The sequence below is a fragment of the uncultured Cellulomonas sp. genome, from assembly GCF_963527515.1.
Taxonomy (GTDB): domain Bacteria; phylum Actinomycetota; class Actinomycetes; order Actinomycetales; family Cellulomonadaceae; genus Cellulomonas.
Genome location: NZ_CAURTV010000077.1, coordinates 1 through 16,921, shown reverse-complemented (window position 1 = coordinate 16,921; position 16,921 = coordinate 1). Strand labels below are relative to the sequence as shown.

The 16,921-nt window shown below is 73.3% G+C and carries 19 protein-coding genes; 15 read left to right on the top strand and 4 right to left on the bottom strand.

What is annotated here, in order from left to right; all coding sequences use genetic code 11:
- The 4 genes from RYN42_RS15115 to RYN42_RS15100 all read left to right on the top strand — a co-directional run.
- A partial coding sequence (locus tag RYN42_RS15115; protein WP_315097483.1) for an acetate--CoA ligase family protein occupies positions 1-686 on the top strand: 686 nt, incomplete at its 5' end.
- Between the two features lie 49 nt (positions 687-735).
- A complete protein-coding gene (locus tag RYN42_RS15110; protein WP_315097481.1) occupies positions 736-1,311 on the top strand; it encodes a DUF5998 family protein in 576 nt (191 codons plus the stop codon).
- On the top strand, positions 1,308-2,516 hold the full coding sequence (locus RYN42_RS15105) for an alkaline phosphatase family protein (protein ID WP_315097479.1): 1,209 nt from the start codon (positions 1,308-1,310) through the stop codon (positions 2,514-2,516). Before RYN42_RS15110 ends, RYN42_RS15105 begins: the two co-directional genes overlap by 4 nt.
- The gene (locus RYN42_RS15100; protein ID WP_315097477.1) at positions 2,516-3,175 is read left to right on the top strand and encodes a thymidine kinase; all 660 of its coding nucleotides are present in this window, start codon (positions 2,516-2,518) and stop codon (positions 3,173-3,175) included. The genes RYN42_RS15105 and RYN42_RS15100 overlap by 1 nt, the downstream gene beginning before the upstream one ends.
- Before the next feature lie 23 nt (positions 3,176-3,198).
- On the opposite strand, the gene sepH is transcribed toward RYN42_RS15100, so the two are convergent.
- Complete coding sequence (sepH, locus tag RYN42_RS15095; protein WP_315097475.1) at positions 3,199-4,233, bottom strand: septation protein SepH; 1,035 nt, start codon at positions 4,231-4,233, stop codon at positions 3,199-3,201.
- Between sepH and RYN42_RS15090 the strand changes: the two genes are divergently transcribed.
- The 3 genes from RYN42_RS15090 (at position 4,189) to RYN42_RS15080 (ending at position 6,332) form a co-directional block, all read left to right on the top strand.
- The gene (locus tag RYN42_RS15090) at positions 4,189-5,013 is read left to right on the top strand and encodes a TRIC cation channel family protein (protein ID WP_315097473.1); all 825 of its coding nucleotides are present in this window, start codon (positions 4,189-4,191) and stop codon (positions 5,011-5,013) included. The two genes, sepH and RYN42_RS15090, sit on opposite strands and share 45 nt — an antisense overlap.
- A 12-nt stretch (positions 5,014-5,025) precedes the next feature.
- Positions 5,026-5,871 (top strand): inositol monophosphatase family protein, encoded by an 846-nt coding sequence (locus RYN42_RS15085; protein ID WP_315097471.1) that lies wholly within the window; start codon positions 5,026-5,028, stop codon positions 5,869-5,871.
- Positions 5,872-6,032: 161 nt separating this feature from the next.
- Positions 6,033-6,332 carry a DUF4193 domain-containing protein gene (locus RYN42_RS15080; protein WP_056090713.1) on the top strand — a complete coding sequence of 100 codons (300 nt, stop codon included), beginning with the start codon at positions 6,033-6,035 and terminating at the stop codon, positions 6,330-6,332.
- A gap of 65 nt (positions 6,333-6,397) precedes the next feature.
- Here RYN42_RS15080 and RYN42_RS15075 read toward each other — a convergent pair whose 3' ends face one another.
- Positions 6,398-6,877, bottom strand: a complete 480-nt coding sequence (locus RYN42_RS15075; protein ID WP_315097464.1) for a DUF3093 domain-containing protein — start codon at positions 6,875-6,877, stop codon at positions 6,398-6,400.
- Between the two features lie 41 nt (positions 6,878-6,918).
- Here RYN42_RS15075 and dut point away from each other — a divergent pair, with 41 nt between their 5' ends.
- The 4 genes from dut to RYN42_RS15055 all read left to right on the top strand — a co-directional run bounded on the left by dut (position 6,919) and on the right by RYN42_RS15055 (position 9,334).
- Positions 6,919-7,386, top strand: a complete 468-nt coding sequence (gene dut / locus RYN42_RS15070; RefSeq protein ID WP_315097462.1) for a dUTP diphosphatase — start codon at positions 6,919-6,921, stop codon at positions 7,384-7,386.
- Between the two features lie 64 nt (positions 7,387-7,450).
- On the top strand, positions 7,451-8,218 hold the full coding sequence (locus RYN42_RS15065) for a DUF3710 domain-containing protein (protein WP_315097460.1): 768 nt from the start codon (positions 7,451-7,453) through the stop codon (positions 8,216-8,218).
- Positions 8,215-8,583 carry an OB-fold nucleic acid binding domain-containing protein gene (locus RYN42_RS15060; protein ID WP_315097459.1) on the top strand — a complete coding sequence of 123 codons (369 nt, stop codon included), beginning with the start codon at positions 8,215-8,217 and terminating at the stop codon, positions 8,581-8,583. Before RYN42_RS15065 ends, RYN42_RS15060 begins: the two co-directional genes overlap by 4 nt.
- A gap of 79 nt (positions 8,584-8,662) precedes the next feature.
- The gene (locus RYN42_RS15055; protein WP_315097487.1) at positions 8,663-9,334 is read left to right on the top strand and encodes a DUF3159 domain-containing protein; all 672 of its coding nucleotides are present in this window, start codon (positions 8,663-8,665) and stop codon (positions 9,332-9,334) included.
- Here RYN42_RS15055 and RYN42_RS15050 read toward each other — a convergent pair.
- Together RYN42_RS15050 and RYN42_RS15045 are read right to left on the bottom strand one after the other, a co-directional pair.
- Positions 9,267-9,941 (bottom strand): TrkA family potassium uptake protein, encoded by a 675-nt coding sequence (locus RYN42_RS15050; RefSeq protein WP_315097457.1) that lies wholly within the window; start codon positions 9,939-9,941, stop codon positions 9,267-9,269. The two genes, RYN42_RS15055 and RYN42_RS15050, sit on opposite strands and share 68 nt — an antisense overlap.
- Positions 9,938-10,588, bottom strand: coding sequence for a TrkA family potassium uptake protein (locus RYN42_RS15045; protein ID WP_315097485.1), 651 nt, complete (start codon positions 10,586-10,588; stop codon positions 9,938-9,940). Before RYN42_RS15045 ends, RYN42_RS15050 begins: the two co-directional genes overlap by 4 nt.
- A gap of 88 nt (positions 10,589-10,676) precedes the next feature.
- Here RYN42_RS15045 and RYN42_RS15040 point away from each other — a divergent pair, with 88 nt between their 5' ends.
- The 4 genes from RYN42_RS15040 to acnA all read left to right on the top strand — a co-directional run.
- Positions 10,677-12,680 (top strand): APC family permease, encoded by a 2,004-nt coding sequence (locus tag RYN42_RS15040; protein WP_315097455.1) that lies wholly within the window; start codon positions 10,677-10,679, stop codon positions 12,678-12,680.
- Entirely contained in the window at positions 12,670-13,938 is a 1,269-nt protein-coding gene (locus tag RYN42_RS15035; RefSeq protein ID WP_315097454.1) for a methyltransferase domain-containing protein, read from the top strand. The genes RYN42_RS15040 and RYN42_RS15035 overlap by 11 nt, the downstream gene beginning before the upstream one ends.
- 78 nt (positions 13,939-14,016) lie before the next feature.
- A complete protein-coding gene (locus RYN42_RS15030) occupies positions 14,017-14,187 on the top strand; it encodes a translation initiation factor 2 (RefSeq protein WP_315097453.1) in 171 nt (56 codons plus the stop codon).
- Positions 14,188-14,457: 270 nt separating this feature from the next.
- A partial coding sequence (gene acnA, locus RYN42_RS15025) for an aconitate hydratase AcnA (RefSeq protein WP_315097451.1) occupies positions 14,458-16,921 on the top strand: 2,464 nt, incomplete at its 3' end.

Here is a 16,921-nt window from a genome sequence, read left to right as displayed (position 1 = left end):
CGCTGGACACCGACCGCACCGCCGCGCTGCTGGCGACGATCGGCGTCGGCGTGCTGCCGTCGGTCCGGGTGCACGACGCCGACGCGGCCGTCGCTGCGGCCGAGGGGCTCGGCTGGCCCGTGGCGCTCAAGACGACCGTCCCGGCCCTGCGCCACCGCGCCGACCTCGGTGGGGTGCGCCTGGACGTCGCGGACGAGGCCGAGCTGCGGGCGGACGTCGCCCAGGTGCTCGCGCTCGCGGCCGCCCACCCGGCGCCGGACACCGACGCGCCCCTGGAGGTGCAGGCGATGGCGCCGCACGGCTCGGCCTGCGTGGTGCGCTCGGTCGAGGACCCGCTGTTCGGCCCGATCATCAGCTTCGGGCTGGCGGGCGACGCGTCGGACCTGCTGGGCGACGTCGCCTACGGCGTCCCCCCGCTGACGGACGTGGACGTCGCGGAGCTGGTCCGCTCGGCCCGTGCGGCGCCACGGCTCTTCGGGTACCGCGGCCTGCCGGCGCTCGACGTGGCCGCCCTGGAGGACCTGATCTCGCGCGTCGCCGTGCTTGCGGACGACCTGCCCGAGCTGCGCTCGCTCGAGCTCAACCCCGTCGTGGTCTCGGAGCACGGCGCGGTGGTGCTCGGCGCGCGCGCGGCGGTCTCCCGCGCCGACCGCGCCGACGCCACCCGACGGCTGTCGAGGGTGTGAGCCGGTGCGCGCTCGCAGGACACGGCCGCCGAGGTGGGAGGATGGACGGGTGCCCGCTGCTGCTCCTGCCCTGCACCATGACCTCCACCGTGCCGGCTACTACCCGGAGCTCGTCGTCGACGTGCTCGACGTAGCCCTCGCCGACGAAGAGGTCGTGGCCCATCTCGTCCACCCCGAGACCACCTTCGACGCCGCTGAGGTACGTCGTCACGTCACCGTGCTGGTGCTGACGCCGACGCGCCTGGTCGTCGCGCACGTCGACGACCACCCGGCCGACTCGGAGCACCCGTCGGCCTCCGCCTCGGCGACCACCGAGGCCGTCCCGCTGGCCGAGCTGACGTCCGTCGCCCTGACGCACGTGGTACCGCTGCCCGAGAAGCACGAGCGCGGCCGGCCCGCGCAGGAGCTGACCCTCGTGATCGGCTGGGGCGCCGTCTCGCGCGTCGACCTGGAGCCCGCCACGTGCGGTGACCCGAGCTGCGACGCCGACCACGGTCTGACGGGCACCCTCTCGCCCGACGACGTCGTCGTGCGCGTCAGTGCCGCTGCCGAGGGGCTCGACTCGGTCCGGGCCGCCACGGCGTTCGCCCGCCAGCTGTCGGCGGCGAGCGCCCGGGCCCGATGACCGACGTCGAGAATCCCGCCGCGACGCAGCTGTCGCCGGTGTCGGTCGGCTCCCGCGCCGAGCTCGAGGCGGCCGGCCTCGTGGCGCCCCACACCGACCGCCCCTGCCTGGGCCGGGTGCTGCCGGCCGTCGCCGGCGCGCTGGGCGTCCGGGACGTGCCGGAGGCCGCGCTGGCGCAGACCCTGCTGGGGCTGCCCGACGCGTCGCGGGTCTGCGTGGTGCTCGTCGACGGCCTCGGCCACACCAACCTCGCGGAGCGTGCGGGCCACGCGCCCTTCCTGCGCGGCCGGCTGGGGGGTTCCACGCCGCTGACGAGCACGTTCCCCTCCACGACCGCGTCCGCGATGGGCACCTTCGGGGTGGGGCTGCCGCCCGGTCGCACCGGCATGCTCGGGTACACCGTCCGGGACCCGGAGAGCGGCACGCTGGGCAACCTGGTGAGCTGGACCGGGCTGCCGCCCGCACGGACGTGGCAGCGCGAGACGACGGTGTTCGAGCGGCTCGCCGCCGCCGGCACCCGCGTGACGAGCATCGGCCCGGCGCGGTTCGCCGGGTCCGGGCTGACCGAGGCGGCGCTGCGCGGTCCCGTGTACCGGTCGGCGGAGTCGCTGGCCGACCGGGTCGACGCCACCGTGGACGCGCTGCGGCAGCCCGGCATGGCCTACCTGTACTGGGGCGACGTGGACAAGGCCGGCCACCACCACGGCTGGGGCTCGCTGCAGTGGGGGGACGCGCTGGCCGAGCTGGACTTCGAGCTGGGCCGCCTCGCCCGCCTGCTGCCGCGGGGCACGGTCCTGGTCGTGACGGCCGACCACGGCATGGTCGACGTCGACACCTCGCAACGGTGGGACGTCGGCACGCACCCCGTGCTCGGCGCGGGCGTCGCGCTGGTCGCCGGCGAGCCCCGCGCGCTGCACCTGCACCTGGAGCCCGGTGTCGCACCGGAGGACGTGCGGGACCGGTGGCGTGACGTGCTCGGCTCGGCGGCGGTCGTCGCGACGCGTACCGAGACCGTCGGGGACGGATGGTTCGGCGAGGTGTCGGCCCACGTGCTGCCGGTCGTCGGGGACGTGGTGGTGGCGATGACCGGTCGCGCCACCGTCGTCGACTCGCGGACGCAGACGCCCGCGTCGATGGACCTGGTCGGGGTGCACGGGTCCCTGACCCCGCACGAGATGCTCGTGCCCTGTGTCGTGGTCGCCTGATGGCCGAGCTGGTCTTCTTCTCGGGCACGATGGACAGCGGCAAGTCGACGCTGGCGCTGCAGATGCACCACAACCACGCGGCCCGCGGACGCGACGGCGTCCTGTTCACCCGGCACGACCGCGCCGGCGCGGCGACCATCTCCTCCCGGCTCGGGCTGACGCAGACCGCGCACGAGGTGGACGACACCACGGACTTCTGGGCGGACGTCATCGCCCGCCGCACGCACGGCCGGCCGGTCGACTACCTCATTGGCGACGAGGCACAGTTCTACACCGCCGAGCAGGTCGAGCAGCTGGCGCGGGTGGTGGACGAGCTGGGCGTCGACGTGTTCGTCTTCGGCATCTCGACGGACTTCCGTGCCCGCCTCTTCCCGGGCGCCGCACGGCTGGTCGAGCTGGCCGACCGGGTGGAGATCCTGCAGGTCCGCGCGCTGTGCTGGTGCGGCGCCCGCGCCACTCACAACGCCCGCACCATCGGCGGGGCGATGGTGGTCGAGGGTGCGCAGGTGGTGGTGGGTGACGTCGAGGCGGCCGCCGACGAGGTCGGGTACGAGGTGCTCTGCCGCCGCCACCACATGCGCCACATGACCGCCGCCACCGCGCGGGCGTCGTCGCCGAGCCTGCAGACGCTCACGTCCGCCGGCGAGCTGCCTGTCTGAGAGCGGACGTCACCGCCCCTGACTCACTCGGGCTTGGCGCCGAAGACGATCTCGTCCCAGCTGGGCACCTTGGCGCGCGTCCGACGCGCCTTCGGGCGGCCTCCGTCGTCGTGCTCGGGCGTCGGCCCGGGTGCCGGGGCGGGCGGGGTGACCGCGACCGGCACGGGGTAGACCTGAGCCTGCGCCGCGTCGTCGGCGTCGACCGGGTGGGCGCCCGGCACCGAGGCCTCGGCCCGGCCGAAGTCGAACGCGTGCTGCGGCCCGAAGCCCTCGAACTCCTCGGAGTCGTCCTCGTCGCCCAGCTCGACCGCCTGGCGGACGCCGCGTCGGCTGCGCAGGTCGTCGAGCAGCGAGGCGGTCCGCTCCTGCGGGTCGGGAACGGGCTCGGGCGCCGGCTGGTCGTCCGGGTCGCGCGGCAGGGCGCCCTCGCCCTGGAAGTCGAAGACCACGTCGCGGACCGCGGCGAGGTGTCGGCGGGACACCGGCTCGTCCGGCAGCTCGGTCTCCGAGAGCCAGCGTGCCTCGTCCTCGTCGGCGACGACGGTCCGCTTGGCCAGGTCGAACGTCCAGCGGGCCTCGTGCTCGGCGTCGTCCACCGCGAACCTCGCCAGGACCACCCACGGGCCGGAGGCGTCGCGCGCCGCGTCCCACGCCAGCGAGGCGAGGTCGACGCCGCGGGCGGCGAGCCGGTCGGTCACCAGGTCGCCCAGGGTCGGTGCACCCGCGTCCCGGCCGACGCGCGTCCCGCGCGCCTGCTCGGCGACGTGCTCGCGCTCGGCGAGGACGGGTCCCTCGTACCGGCGGACGCGTTCGACGGGCAGGCCCGCGGAGTCCGCCACCTCCTGGGTCGTCGCACCCGCCCGGATGCGCGCCTGGATCTCGCGCGGGCTCAGCGTGCCGGCGCTCTCCGCGCGCAGCTGCTCCAGCTGCGGGCGGTCGCGGCGCACGGCGGCCCGCAGCGGCTCGTCGATGCGCACGCGGAAGCGCGCGCCGTCCGGGCCCACCAGGACGAGATGCTCCCCGTCCTCGTGCAGACCCACCAGCTCCAGCTCACCCATGCGACCTCCCGGTACCTCGGGCACGAGCCTGCCACCGATCCGGTCCCGGAGCGCGCACCCGCGACGGTGCGCCGCGTGATCATCGGTGCCGCCGCGCGGGGGCCCGGGTCCGCCACGGCACGCGACCGCGCTGCCATGATCGGCGCTGTGGACACGGACATCCCCCTGGAGCCCATCCTCGAGCTGGTGGGAGTGTTCGTCGGCGCGATGTCCGGCGCCCTCGCGGCCGTGCGCAAGCAGTTCGACGTGTTCGGGATCATCGTGCTCGCCTGGGCCGCGGGGCTCGGCGGCGGCATCCTGCGCGACGTCCTCATCGGTGCGGTGCCGCCGGTCGGCATCTCGAACTGGCGCTTCATCGCGACCGCCGTGGCCGGCGCGACCGTCATCTACTTCTTCCACCCACGGCTCGAGCGCGCCCGCCGCTTCATCGTGGTGCTCGACGCCGGGGCACTCGCCCTGTTCAGCGTCGTGGGCACGATCAAGGGGCTCGAGTACGAGACCACGCTCACCGCCGCGGTCGTGGTCGGTGTGATGACGGGGGTGGGCGGGGGAGTGCTCCGGGACCTGCTGTCGGGCGAGGTGCCCGTGGTGCTGCACCACCGCCAGCTGTACGCGATCCCGGCGCTCCTGGGCTCGACGGCGACCGCCGTCCTGTGGTGGCAGGGCGCCGTGACCCCGGCGACCAGCGTCACCGTCGTGGCGGCCGTGTTCGCCCTGCGCGTGCTCTCCCTGCGGTTCCAGCTCAAGGCGCCGGGGCCGTGGCGGGGGACCGTGCGCTGACAGGATGGCGGGGTGAGCTCATACCCCTCGGACCGCGTCCGCCCGCTGCTCGACGTCGCCGAGCTGCTCGCCAGGGAGGCCGGCGCGCTGGTCCGCGAGGGCCGGCGGCGGCACGTGGGCGTGGCCGCGACGAAGTCCAGCGCGCAGGACGTGGTGACGGCGATGGACCTCGCCTCGGAGGCGCTCCTGCGGCGCAGGCTCGCCGAGCTCCGGCCGGACGACGCGATCCTGGGTGAGGAGGAGGCGTTCCGGCCCGGTACCTCGGGCATCACCTGGGTGGTGGACCCGATCGACGGCACCGTGAACTACCTGTACGGCCTGCCGTCCTACGCGGTGTCCGTCGCGGCGGTGGTCGGGCCGGACCCCGTGGCGGCTCCCGAGCCTGCGACGTGGACCGCGCTGGCCGGCTGCGTGTTCTCGCCGGAGGACGGGCGCTCCTACACGGCGGCCCGCGGGCTGGGAGCACGGCTCGACGGCCGTGAGCTGCGGGTGAGCGCGGCGCGCCCGTTGATCGACTCCCTGGTGGGCACCGGCTTCGGATACGTCGCAACGAGGCGGCGCGCGCAGGGACGAATCGTGGCCGAGCTGTTGCCGCAGGTACGTGATATTCGTCGTGCCGGTTGTGCCTCGCTCGATCTGTGCGCGGTGGCGGCCGGCGGCCTCGACCTGTACTACGAGCGAGGCCTGCAGCCGTGGGACCTCGCCGCGGGCGCCCTCGTCGCCCAGGAGGCGGGTGCGCAGGTCACAGGGCTGCGGGGGCAGGCGGCGCAGGAGGCGATGACCGTCGCAGGACCCCCCGGGTCGGTCGAACGGCTGCGAGACCTGCTGGAATCCCTGGGGGCCGACTCCGACGCATGAAAACGCTCTCATGACCCGCCGGACGAAATCGGTCGCGCGTCCGGTTCGCTCTACGCTCGAAAGTGGTGCAGAATCCCACCGCGCACGGGAACAAAAAGCGCGTCGCGCGCATTGATCCCGCGTACGAGATTCCACCCAGACCACGGAGTGTGACGCCGCACATGGCTACCGACTACGACGCCCCGCGCAAGACCGAGGAGGACCTGAGCGAGGACTCGCTCCAGGAGCTCCAGGCTCGGCGCTCCGACAAGAACTCGGGCGTGGTGGACGAGGACGAGACCGAGGCCGCCGAAGGGTTCGAGCTCCCCGGTGCCGACCTCTCCGGCGAGGAGCTCTCCGTCCGCGTCCTGCCCAGGCAGGCGGACGAGTTCACGTGCTCGAGCTGCTTCCTGGTGCACCACCGCAGCCAGCTCGCCTACGAGCGTGACGGTCGACCCGTCTGCTCCGAGTGCGCGGCCTGAGCTCACCCGCCTCACCACGACGGACCTGAGGGCCGGTCGCCCGCAACGAGCGGGGCGGCCGGCCCTCAGCCGTGCAGCGCTGCGGCCAGCTCGGCCGGGCGACGCGTCGAGACCACCCAGTACGGCGTGGGGTCCTGGGGGTCGCGCACCTCGACGCGGACTGCCGTGCGGATCCAGCCCCGCAGGCACAGGTGCGCCCGGGCGTCCAGCCGCGGCCCGAGCTCGGCCCGCGTGGAGACGGCGTCCAGCGCGACCGCGTCCCCGAGCAGGGCGACCGGGATGTGCGCGGCGCCCGCGCGCAGGACCCCGTCGGCCACCTCGACCCGGGGCGCCAGGACCACCAGTCCCACGGCGCCGGCGACCAGGACGGCGGCACCCACCAGCCCCGCCACCACCGTGTCCAGGGGGATGAACGCGACCGCCATCATGGCCGCGAACACCGCGAGCAGCGCCCAGCCCAGCGGGCCCAGCCACAGGCGCTCGGCGTAGGAGGGCGCGACGGCCTTCGACGAGGACAGCGGGGATCCACCGGGGGCTTCGGACATGCACCCAGCATCCCATCCGGCGGGTAGGGTCGGGCCCCGTGATGCCCGACTCCGCCCCCGAGGTGCTCCTGCTGCGCCTCGACCCCGAGCTCCCCGCACCCGCCTACGCCCATCCCGGCGACGCCGGGGCGGACCTGGTCTCCCGCATCGACGTCGTCATCCCGCCGCAGGGTCGGGTGACGGTGCCGACCGGCGTGGCCATCGCGCTCCCCGACGGGTACGCGGCGTTCGTCCACCCGAGGTCCGGGCTGGCCATGCGGCACGGGCTGACCATCGTCAACGCCCCCGGCACGGTCGACGCGGGCTACCGCGGTGAGATCGCGGTGACGCTGCTCAACACGGACGTCGAGCACCCCCTGGAGCTGCACCGCGGCGACCGGATCGCGCAGCTGGTCGTGCAACGGGTCGAGCGCGTGCGCTTCGTCGAGGCCGACGTGCTGCCCGGGTCGCACCGCGGCGACGGCGGCTTCGGTTCCAGCGGCGGCTGGAAGGCTGCGCCGACGCTCTAGGTCGGGACTACTGTCGAACTGTCTGCAACTGATGCGCGCGAGCGCGTCGAAGAGGAGTGAGCACGTGGCGCTGTTCCGGCGAGGCGGGAAGGATCCCGCCCCTGACGACACGGTCGAGGTCGACGAGTCGACCGAGGTCGACGACGGGCCCGAGGTCGACGACGCCCGGACCGGCCCCCTCGAGCGCACCGGCGGTCCCTGGGACGCCTCGCAGATCGACGACGACCTCCCCCGCGTGGACCTCGGCGCCATCCTGCTGCCCGGGGTGCAGGGCATGGAGCTGCGCATGGAGATCGACAAGGCGACGGACGTGGTGTCCGCGGCCTCGGTCCTTCTGGACGGTTCCTCGCTGCAGGTGCAGGCGTTCGCCGCCCCGCGCACCGAGGGCATCTGGGACGAGATCCGCGCCGAGATCGCCGAGTCGGTGACCCAGCAGGGCGGGTCCGTCGACGACCTGCCCGGCCCGTTCGGCCGTGAGCTGCTGGCACGGCTCCCCATCAGGACCCCCGAGGGGCGTACCGGGCACCGCCCCGCGCGCTTCATCGGTGCCGACGGTCCGCGCTGGTTCGTCCGCGGCGTGATCACCGGGCGGGCAGCCGTGGACCCGTCCGCCGCGACGGCGCTCGAGCAGCTCTTCGCCGGCATCGTCGTGGTCCGCGGCACGGAGGCCCGGGCGCCCCGCGACCTGCTGACCCTGCGGCTGCCCGGACCGGGCACGCCGAACGTGCAGCCCGACGAGCAGGCCGCAGACCAGGCCGCAGACCAGGACCGCCCGGCCGCGCCCGCGTTCGACCCCATGACCCGCGGCCCGGAGATCACGGAGATCCGATGAGCCTCAAGGAGCGCCTGAAGAAGGCGGTCGCGTCCCGTGCCGAGATCGAGGCCGACGAGGAGCGGGCCGACGCGCACCGCTCGGTCGGCTGCACCCCGGTCGACCAGCTCCGGGACCGGTCCCGCGCGAGCGTGTCCGGCGTCATCCGCTCGGTCACGCTCCGGCCCCGCGAGGGAGTCCCTGCGCTCGAGGCCGAGCTGTACGACGGCAGCGGGTCCCTGGACCTGGTCTGGCTCGGCCGCCGGGAGATCAGCGGCGTGAGCCCCGGCCGACGCCTGAAGATCGAGGGCCTCGTCTGCATGATCGACGGTCGCCGGACCGTGTTCAACCCGCGCTACGAGCTGCGGCCGCGTCCCGGTGAGTGAGCCGGAGCAGGGAGCGGAGCCGCGCGCGCTCGACGCGGTCGACGACGTGGTCCCGCCCGAGGAGGGTGGGCTGCGCGGCATGCGGGCGCTCACGGGCGAGCAGTTCTCGGCAGCCGACGCGGTCGGCGGCGTCCGCGGGGTCGTCGAGTCCGTCGCCCCCGGGCTGCTGTTCGTGGTCGTGTACCTCGCCTCGGGCCAGCGGCTCACTCCCGCGCTGGTCGCAGCGGCGGGTGCGGCCGTGGTCGCGGTCGTGGTGCGGCTGGCTCAGCGCACCCCCGTCACGCAGGCCTTCTCCGGGCTCGTCGGCGTCGGCATCGGCGTCGTGTGGGCGTGGCGCTCCGGCGACGCTTCCGACTACTTCGCGTACGGCCTGTGGGTCAACGTGGTCTACCTGGTGGCCACCCTGGCCTCGATCCTGGCCGGCTGGCCGCTGGTCGGGCTCGTCATGGGGCTGTTCCGGGCCGAGGGACCGCTGTCCAGCAACGGGTCCTGGGGTGCCGCCGTGGCGTGGCGCGCCGACCCCGCGCTGCGCCGTCGGTACGCGCTGGCGACCTGGCCGTGGGTGGCCATGTTCGGGCTGCGGCTCGCGGTGCAGGTGCCGCTCTACCTCGCCGACGAGGTCGCGTGGCTGGGCACCGCCAAGCTCGCGATGGGGCTGCCGCTGACCGCGCTGACGCTCTGGCTCAGCTGGTCGCTGGTCCGCGGGTCAGCAGGGCTTCCAGCTCGGCCTCGTCCGCTTCCCGACCGGTGACGAACAGCAGCTCGTCGCGTCCTTCGAGCGTGTCGTCCGGGCTGGGGGCGATGGGTCGCGCGCCGCGCACGATGCACGCCAGCACGGTGTCCGTCGGCCACACGATCTGACCGACGCGCAGACCGGCCAGGGGGGAGTCGTCCGGGAGCGTGAGCTCGAGGATGTCGGCGCGGGACTGGTGGAACGTGAAGATGCGCACCAGGTCCCCGACCGTCACGGCCTCCTCGACCATCGCGGTCATGATCCGCGGCGTCGACACGGCGACGTCCACGCCCCAGGCCTCGTCGAACATCCACTCGTTCTTCGGGTTGTTGACGCGCGCGACCGTGCGGGGGACGCCGAACTCGGTCTTGGCCAGCAGGGAGATGACGAGGTTGGCCTTGTCGTCGCCGGTGGCGGCCACGACCACGTCGCACTCGTCGGCCTTGACCTGGCGCAGCGTGGGCAGCTCGCAGGCGTCAGCCAGCAGCCAGTCGGCGTCCGCCACCTGGGAGACCCGCATGGCCGACGGCTGCCGGTCGATGAGCGTGACCTCGTGGCCGTGCCCGAGCAGCTCGCGGGCGATCGAGCGTCCGACGGAGCCGGCGCCGGCGATGACGACCCTCATGAGGACACCGCCGGGGCGCTGGTGAGGACGCGTTCGACCAGGGCGGACGCGTCGGCCCGCATGAGCACGTGCACGGTGTCGTTCTCCTGCAGGACGGTGGTCGGCGTCGGCAGCAGGCCGTCGCCGTAGCGGGTGAGGTAGGCGATCCTGGCGCCCGTGGCCTCCTCGAGCACGCGCAGCGGCTTGCCCACCCAGCCCTCGTGGACGTCCACCTGGGAGAGCTGGATCTGGCCGGAGGAGTCGCGGTACTCGTCGGTCGCGCCCATCGGCAGGAGCCGTCGGAGCACCTGGTGGGCCGTCCACCGCACGGTCGCCACGGTGGGGATGCCGAGCCGCTGGTAGATCTCGGCGCGGTGCGGGTCGTAGATCCGCGCCACGACGTTCTCGACGCCGAACGTCTCGCGCACCACGCGCGCCGCCAGGATGTTCGAGTTGTCGCCGTCGGAGACGGCGGCGAACGCGAACGCCTCGTCGATCCCGGCCTGGCGCAGGGTGTCCCGGTCGAAGCCGAGGCCGGTGACCTTGTTGCCGCCGAAGTCGGCGTCGAGGCGGCGGAAGGCCTCGGGGTTCTGGTCGATGACGGACACGGAGTGCCCGTTGTCCTCGAGGCTCTTGGCGAGGGTGGCGCCCACCCGTCCGCATCCCATGATCACGAAGTGCACAGTGCGGCACGCTATACCGTGCCGGCCGCCCGGGTGGTGTGGGTGGGCGTGCGCGGGCCTAGCATTGCGGATCGTGTCGGACCTCTCGGATGTCGCCAAGCGCCTGTTCCTCGGACGACCCGTCCGCAGTGACCGGCTTGGTCACACGCTGCTGCCGAAGCGCATCGCGCTGCCGGTGTTCGCCTCCGACGCGCTCTCGTCGGTCGCCTACGCGCCGGACGAGATCCTCCTGACGCTCTCGCTCGCCGGGATGACGGCGCTCGTCGTCTCCCCCTGGGTGGGACTGGCGGTCGTCGCGGTGATGCTCGTCGTCGTCGCCTCCTACCGGCAGAACGTGCACGCCTACCCCTCGGGCGGCGGCGACTACGAGGTCGCGACGACCAACCTGGGCAGGAACGCCGGCGTCACCGTGGCCAGCGCGCTGCTGGTGGACTACATCCTCACCGTCGCCGTCTCGATCTCGTCCGGCGCCCAGTACGCCGCGTCCGCCTTCCCGGCGCTGCGCGGTCACGAGGCGGCGTTCGCCGTCGGCCTGGTCGTGCTGCTGACCCTCGTGAACCTGCGGGGCGTCAAGGAGTCCGGGAGCCTGTTCGCCGTCCCGGTGTACCTGTTCATGGTCGCCATCGGTGCGATCGCCGTCGTGGGCTCCGTCCAGCTGCTCACCGGCAGCCTCGCGGTGGCGGAGAGCGCGGGCTTCGAGCTGGCGCCCGACGCGGCGTTCGACCAGGGCCTCACGGGACTGGCCGGCTTCTTCCTGGTCCTGCGGGCGTTCGCGTCCGGGTGCGCGGCACTGACCGGTGTCGAGGCCATCAGCAACGGCGTGCCCGCGTTCAAGAAGCCCAAGTCCAAGAACGCGGCGACCACGCTCGCGCTCCTGGGCGGCCTCTCGATCGTGATGATCATGTCGATCCTGCTGCTGTCCCGGGCGACGGGCGTGGTGTTCGCCGACGACCCGCAGACGCAGCTGCTCGAGAACGGGGTCCCGGTCGGCGAGGGCTACGTGCAGCACCCCGTGATCAGCCAGCTGTCCTCGGCCGTGTTCGCGAGCGTCCCGATCGTCGCGGTGATCATCGCGGTCGTCACGGGCCTGATCCTGGTGCTCGCCGCCAACACGGCGTTCAACGGCTTCCCGGTGCTCGGCTCGATCCTGGCCCGCGACGGGTACCTGCCGCGGCAGCTGCACACGCGCGGCGACCGGCTGGCGTTCTCCAACGGCATCGTCACGCTGGCGCTCGTGGCGATCGCCCTCATCTGGGCGTTCGACGCGCAGGTCACCCGGCTGATCCAGCTGTACATCGTCGGGGTCTTCGTCTCCTTCACGGTCAGCCAGCTGGGCATGGTCCGGCACTGGACGCGGCACCTGCGCACCGAGCCGGACCCGGCGTCCCGCGCGCGCATGAAGCGGTCGCGGGTCATCAACTCGGTCGGCCTGGCCATGACGGCGACCGTCCTGGTGGTCGTGCTGATCACCAAGTTCACGCACGGCGCCTGGATCGCGATCCTGGCGATGGTGGTCGTGTACGTGCTCATGCAGTCGATCCACCGCCACTACGCGCTGGTGCGCGCCGAGCTGGCCCTGGGTGTGGACGCCGAGGCCGCCCGCGCGCTGCCGAGCCGGGTGCACGCGATCGTGCTGGTCTCGCACCTGCACCGCCCGACCATGCGCGCGCTGGCCTATGCCCGTGCGTCGCGCCCGCAGCTGCTCGAAGCGGTGACCGTCGGTGTCGACCCGGAGGACGTGGACCTCCTGCGCGCGCAGTGGGAGGCGATGAACATCCCCGTGCCGCTGCGCGTGCTCGACTCGCCGTTCCGGGAGATCACCCGCCCCGTCCTGACCTACGTGCGGGCCATCCGCCGCGAGAGCCCGCGCGACCTCGTGGTCGTCTACATCCCGGAGTACGTCGTCGGCCACTGGTGGGAGCAGCTGCTGCACAACCAGAGCGCCCTGCGGCTCAAGGGTCGCCTGCTGTTCACGCCGGGCGTCGTGGTGGCGTCCGTGCCGTGGCAGCTGGCGTCCACCGAGGGGCAGACGGGGCTCGAGGAGCCGGTCCGGGGTACCGTTCCGCGTGGCTACTGACTCTGCACCTGACCTCTCGAACGGGCTCGTCGAGCTCGAGATCGGCCCGGTGGCCCACGGTGGGCACTGCGTGGCCCGCCACGAGGGACGCGTCATCTTCGTCCGGCACACGCTCCCCGGTGAGCGGGTGCGCGCCCGCCTGACGGACGCGGGGGAGACCGCCAAGTTCTGGCGTGCCGACGCCGTCGAGGTGCTCGAGGCCTCCGCCGACCGGGTCGAGTCGGCGTGGCCCGCCGCCGGCCCGGGCGGCGTGGGCGGGGGAGAGCTCTCGCACGTCTCCCTGCCGGCGCAGCGTGCGTGGAAGACCGCGGTCCTCGCGGAGCAGCTGCGCCGCCTGGCCAAGCTCGACCTCGAGGTCCAGGTGCAGGCAGCGCCGGGCGACGACGAGCGCGGCGGCCTCGGCTGGCGCACCCGCATCGAGCTGGTGACCGACGCGGAGGGCCGGGCGGGCATGCACGGCTTCCGGTCCCACGACGTGCACCTGCTCGACTCCATGCCGCTGGCCAACGAGGCCATCGTGGCGCTCGACCTGTTCGGCCGCCGCTGGTCCGGTGGCGCGCGCGTCGAGGCGATCGCCCCGTCCAGCGGCGACACGCCCCTCGTCCTGGTCGACGGTGCACCGTTCGACGTCGGCCGCGGACGGATGGACGGGCGACCGAACGCGCGGACCGCCGTGAAGGAGCACGTCCAGCACGGCGAGGTCGGCTACGAGTTCCGCGTGGCGGGGACCGGCTTCTGGCAGGTGCACCGCGAGGCGCCCGACCTGCTCGTGGCCGCGGTGCTGGCCGGTCTCGGCGACGTCGACGGTGCAGCCGTCCTCGACCTCTACGCGGGGTCGGGGCTGTTCACCGCACCCCTGTCCGACGCCGTCGGCCCGACGGGCGAGGTCGTCTCGGTCGAGGGCGACGCGCGTGCCGTCAAGGACGCGCGACGCAACCTGCACGACCGCTCGAACGTCGAGCTGCACGCCGGGGACGTCGCGCAGGTGCTGTCCGGGCAGGTCGACTCCGACTCCGACGTGGTGCACGCAGACGCCGTCGTGCTCGACCCGCCGCGTACCGGCGCCGGGCGCAAGGTCGTCGCCGGCATCGCCGAGCTGCGCCCCGAGCGGGTGGTCTACGTCGCGTGCGACCCCGCGGCGCTGGCCCGGGACATCGGCCTGTTCGCCGAGGCCGGCTACGGGCTGGCCGACCTGCAGGCCTACGACCTGTTCCCGATGACCCACCACCTCGAGGCCGTCGCCGTGCTGACCCGCTGACTGGGTGCACGCCGACCACCCCCGGGCTAGCGTGGAACGCGTAGCCGGACCGGCACGGCCCGGCGGGAGGGAGTCACGGTGAGCGACAACGACGCGGTGAGCCGGCTGGCGGAGGCGAAGCGACTGGTCACCCAGGAGCTGCACAAGCAGGGCACGCCGGACTACGACCCGCGCTCGCACCAGCGCGCGATCGAGGCCGAGCGCAAGGCGCAGGACGCCGTCGACGCGGAGCGGTCCGCCCAGCACTGAGCACCGGCCGCGGGCCCCCCCCCACACCCCACCCCCCCGGGGCCGGGCGTGGCCGGGGGCCCCCCCCCCCGGCCCCCCCGGCCGGGCCCCCCCGCCCCCCCCCCCCCCCCGCGTCGCGGGGGGGCGGGGGGGCCCCGCGACCATGTATCTTGATGTCGAGATAAATCGCGCGCCCCCGCCGCCTAGGCTGGGAGGTCGCACCGCACAGCAGCCCGGGTGAGCCCCCTCCCCGGCAGCACCACCGGCAGACCGCCAGCGAAGGAGCCCCCCGTGAGCAGCGTCGACAGCGTTGGTTCGAAGGACAGTTTCGGCTCGAAGGGAACACTCGAGGTCGGTGACGCCTCGTACGAGGTGTACCGGCTCTCGGCCGTCCCGGGGGTGGAGCGCCTGCCGTTCAGCCTCAAGGTGCTGGCGGAGAACCTCTTGCGCACCGAGGACGGCGCCAACATCACCGCCGACCACGTGCGCGCGCTCGCCGAGTGGGACCCGGACGCCCAGCCCGACACGGAGATCCAGTTCACGCCCGCCCGCGTGATCATGCAGGACTTCACCGGGGTGCCGTGCGTGGTCGACCTGGCCACCATGCGCGAGGCGGTCGTGGACCTCGGGGGAGACGCCGCCCGCATCAACCCGCTCGCGCCCGCCGAGCTGGTCATCGACCACTCGGTCCAGATCGACGTGGCCGGCCGCGCGGACGCGTTCGAGCGCAACGTCGCCCTGGAGTACGAGCGCAACTTCGAGCGCTACCAGTTCCTGCGCTGGGGCCAGACCGCGTTCGACGACTTCAAGGTCGTGCCCCCGGGCACCGGCATCGTGCACCAGGTGAACATCGAGTACCTGGCCCGCGTCGTCATGGTGCGCGACGGGAAGGCCTATCCGGACACCTGCGTCGGCACCGACTCGCACACCACCATGGTCAACGGCCTGGGCGTGCTCGGCTGGGGCGTCGGCGGCATCGAGGCCGAGGCGGCCATGCTCGGCCAGCCGGTGTCGATGCTCATCCCGCGCGTCGTCGGCTTCAAGCTGACCGGCACCATCCCGCTGGGTGTCACCGCCACGGACATCGTGCTGACCATCACGCAGAAGCTGCGCCAGCACGGCGTCGTCGGCAAGTTCGTCGAGTTCTACGGCGAGGGCGTCGCGGCCGTGCCGCTGGCCAACCGCGCCACCATCGGCAACATGAGCCCGGAGTTCGGCTCCACCGCGGCGATCTTCCCGATCGACTCGGTGACGATCGAGTACCTGCGCCTGACCGGTCGCTCCGAGGAGCAGCTCGCGCTCGTCGAGGCGTACGCCAAGGAGCAGGGCATGTGGCTCGACCCCACGTCCGAGGGGTACGTCCAGCCCGTGTTCTCGGAGTACCTCGAGCTCGACCTGTCCACGGTCGTCCCGTCGATCGCCGGGCCGAAGCGCCCGCAGGACCGCATCGAGCTGTCGCGGGCCAAGGAGCAGTTCCAGCGGGACCTGCCGACGTACGCGCCCGAGGTCACCAACGGCGTCGACGAGGCGGAGCGCGAGTCGTTCCCGGCGTCGGACAGCCCGGCGATCACCTCGTCTGCCACGCGCGTGTTCCCGACCGTCGACAGCCAGGGCCGGTCATTCGACCTGTTCCACGGCGCGGTCGCGATCGCGTCCATCACGAGCTGCACGAACACGTCCAACCCGTCGGTGATGATCGCGGCGGCGCTCGTGGCCAAGAAGGCCGTCGAGAAGGGACTGACAGCCAAGCCGTGGGTCAAGACCTCGATGGCGCCCGGCTCGCAGGTGGTGACCAACTACTACGAGAAGGCCGGTCTGTGGCCCTACCTCGAGAAGCTGGGCTTCCACCTGGTCGGCTACGGCTGCGCCACGTGCATCGGCAACTCGGGCCCGCTCGACGAGAAGGTCTCCGAGACCGTGCAGGAGCACGACCTCGCGGTCGCTGCCGTCCTGTCGGGCAACCGGAACTTCGAGGGGCGCATCAACCCCGACATCAAGATGAACTACCTGGCCTCCCCGCCGCTGGTCATCGCGTACGCGCTGGCCGGGACCATGGACTTCGACTTCGAGTCGGACCCGCTGGGCCGCGACGAGGCCGGGCAGCCGATCTTCCTGCGGGACATCTGGCCGACGCCGGACGAGGTGCAGTCCACGATCGACGCCTCGATCGACCGGGCGATGTTCACCAAGGACTACGCCGACGTGTTCACCGGCGACGAGCGGTGGCGCGCGCTGCCGACCCCCGAGGGGGACACGTTCGCCTGGGACCCGGAGTCGACGTACGTGCGCAAGCCCCCGTACTTCGAGGGCCTGCAGGCCGAACCGGCGCCGGTCGTGGACTTCCACGGCGCGCGCGTGCTGGCCAAGCTCGGCGACTCCGTGACCACCGACCACATCAGCCCGGCCGGGTCGATCAAGGCCGACAGCCCGGCCGGCCTGTACCTGGCCGAGCACGGTGTGGGCCGTCGCGACTTCAACTCCTACGGCTCGCGCCGCGGGAACCACGAGGTCATGATCCGCGGCACGTTCGCCAACATCCGGCTGCGCAACCAGCTGGTCCCCGGGGTCGAGGGCGGGTTCACGCAGAACCTGCTCACGGGGGAGCAGAGCTCGATCTACGACGCCGCGCAGGCCTACCAGGCGGCCGGCATCCCGCTCGTCGTGCTCGGCGGCAAGGAGTACGGCTCGGGCTCGTCGCGCGACTGGGCCGCCAAGGGCACCAGCCTGCTGGGCGTCAAGGCGGTCATCACCGAGA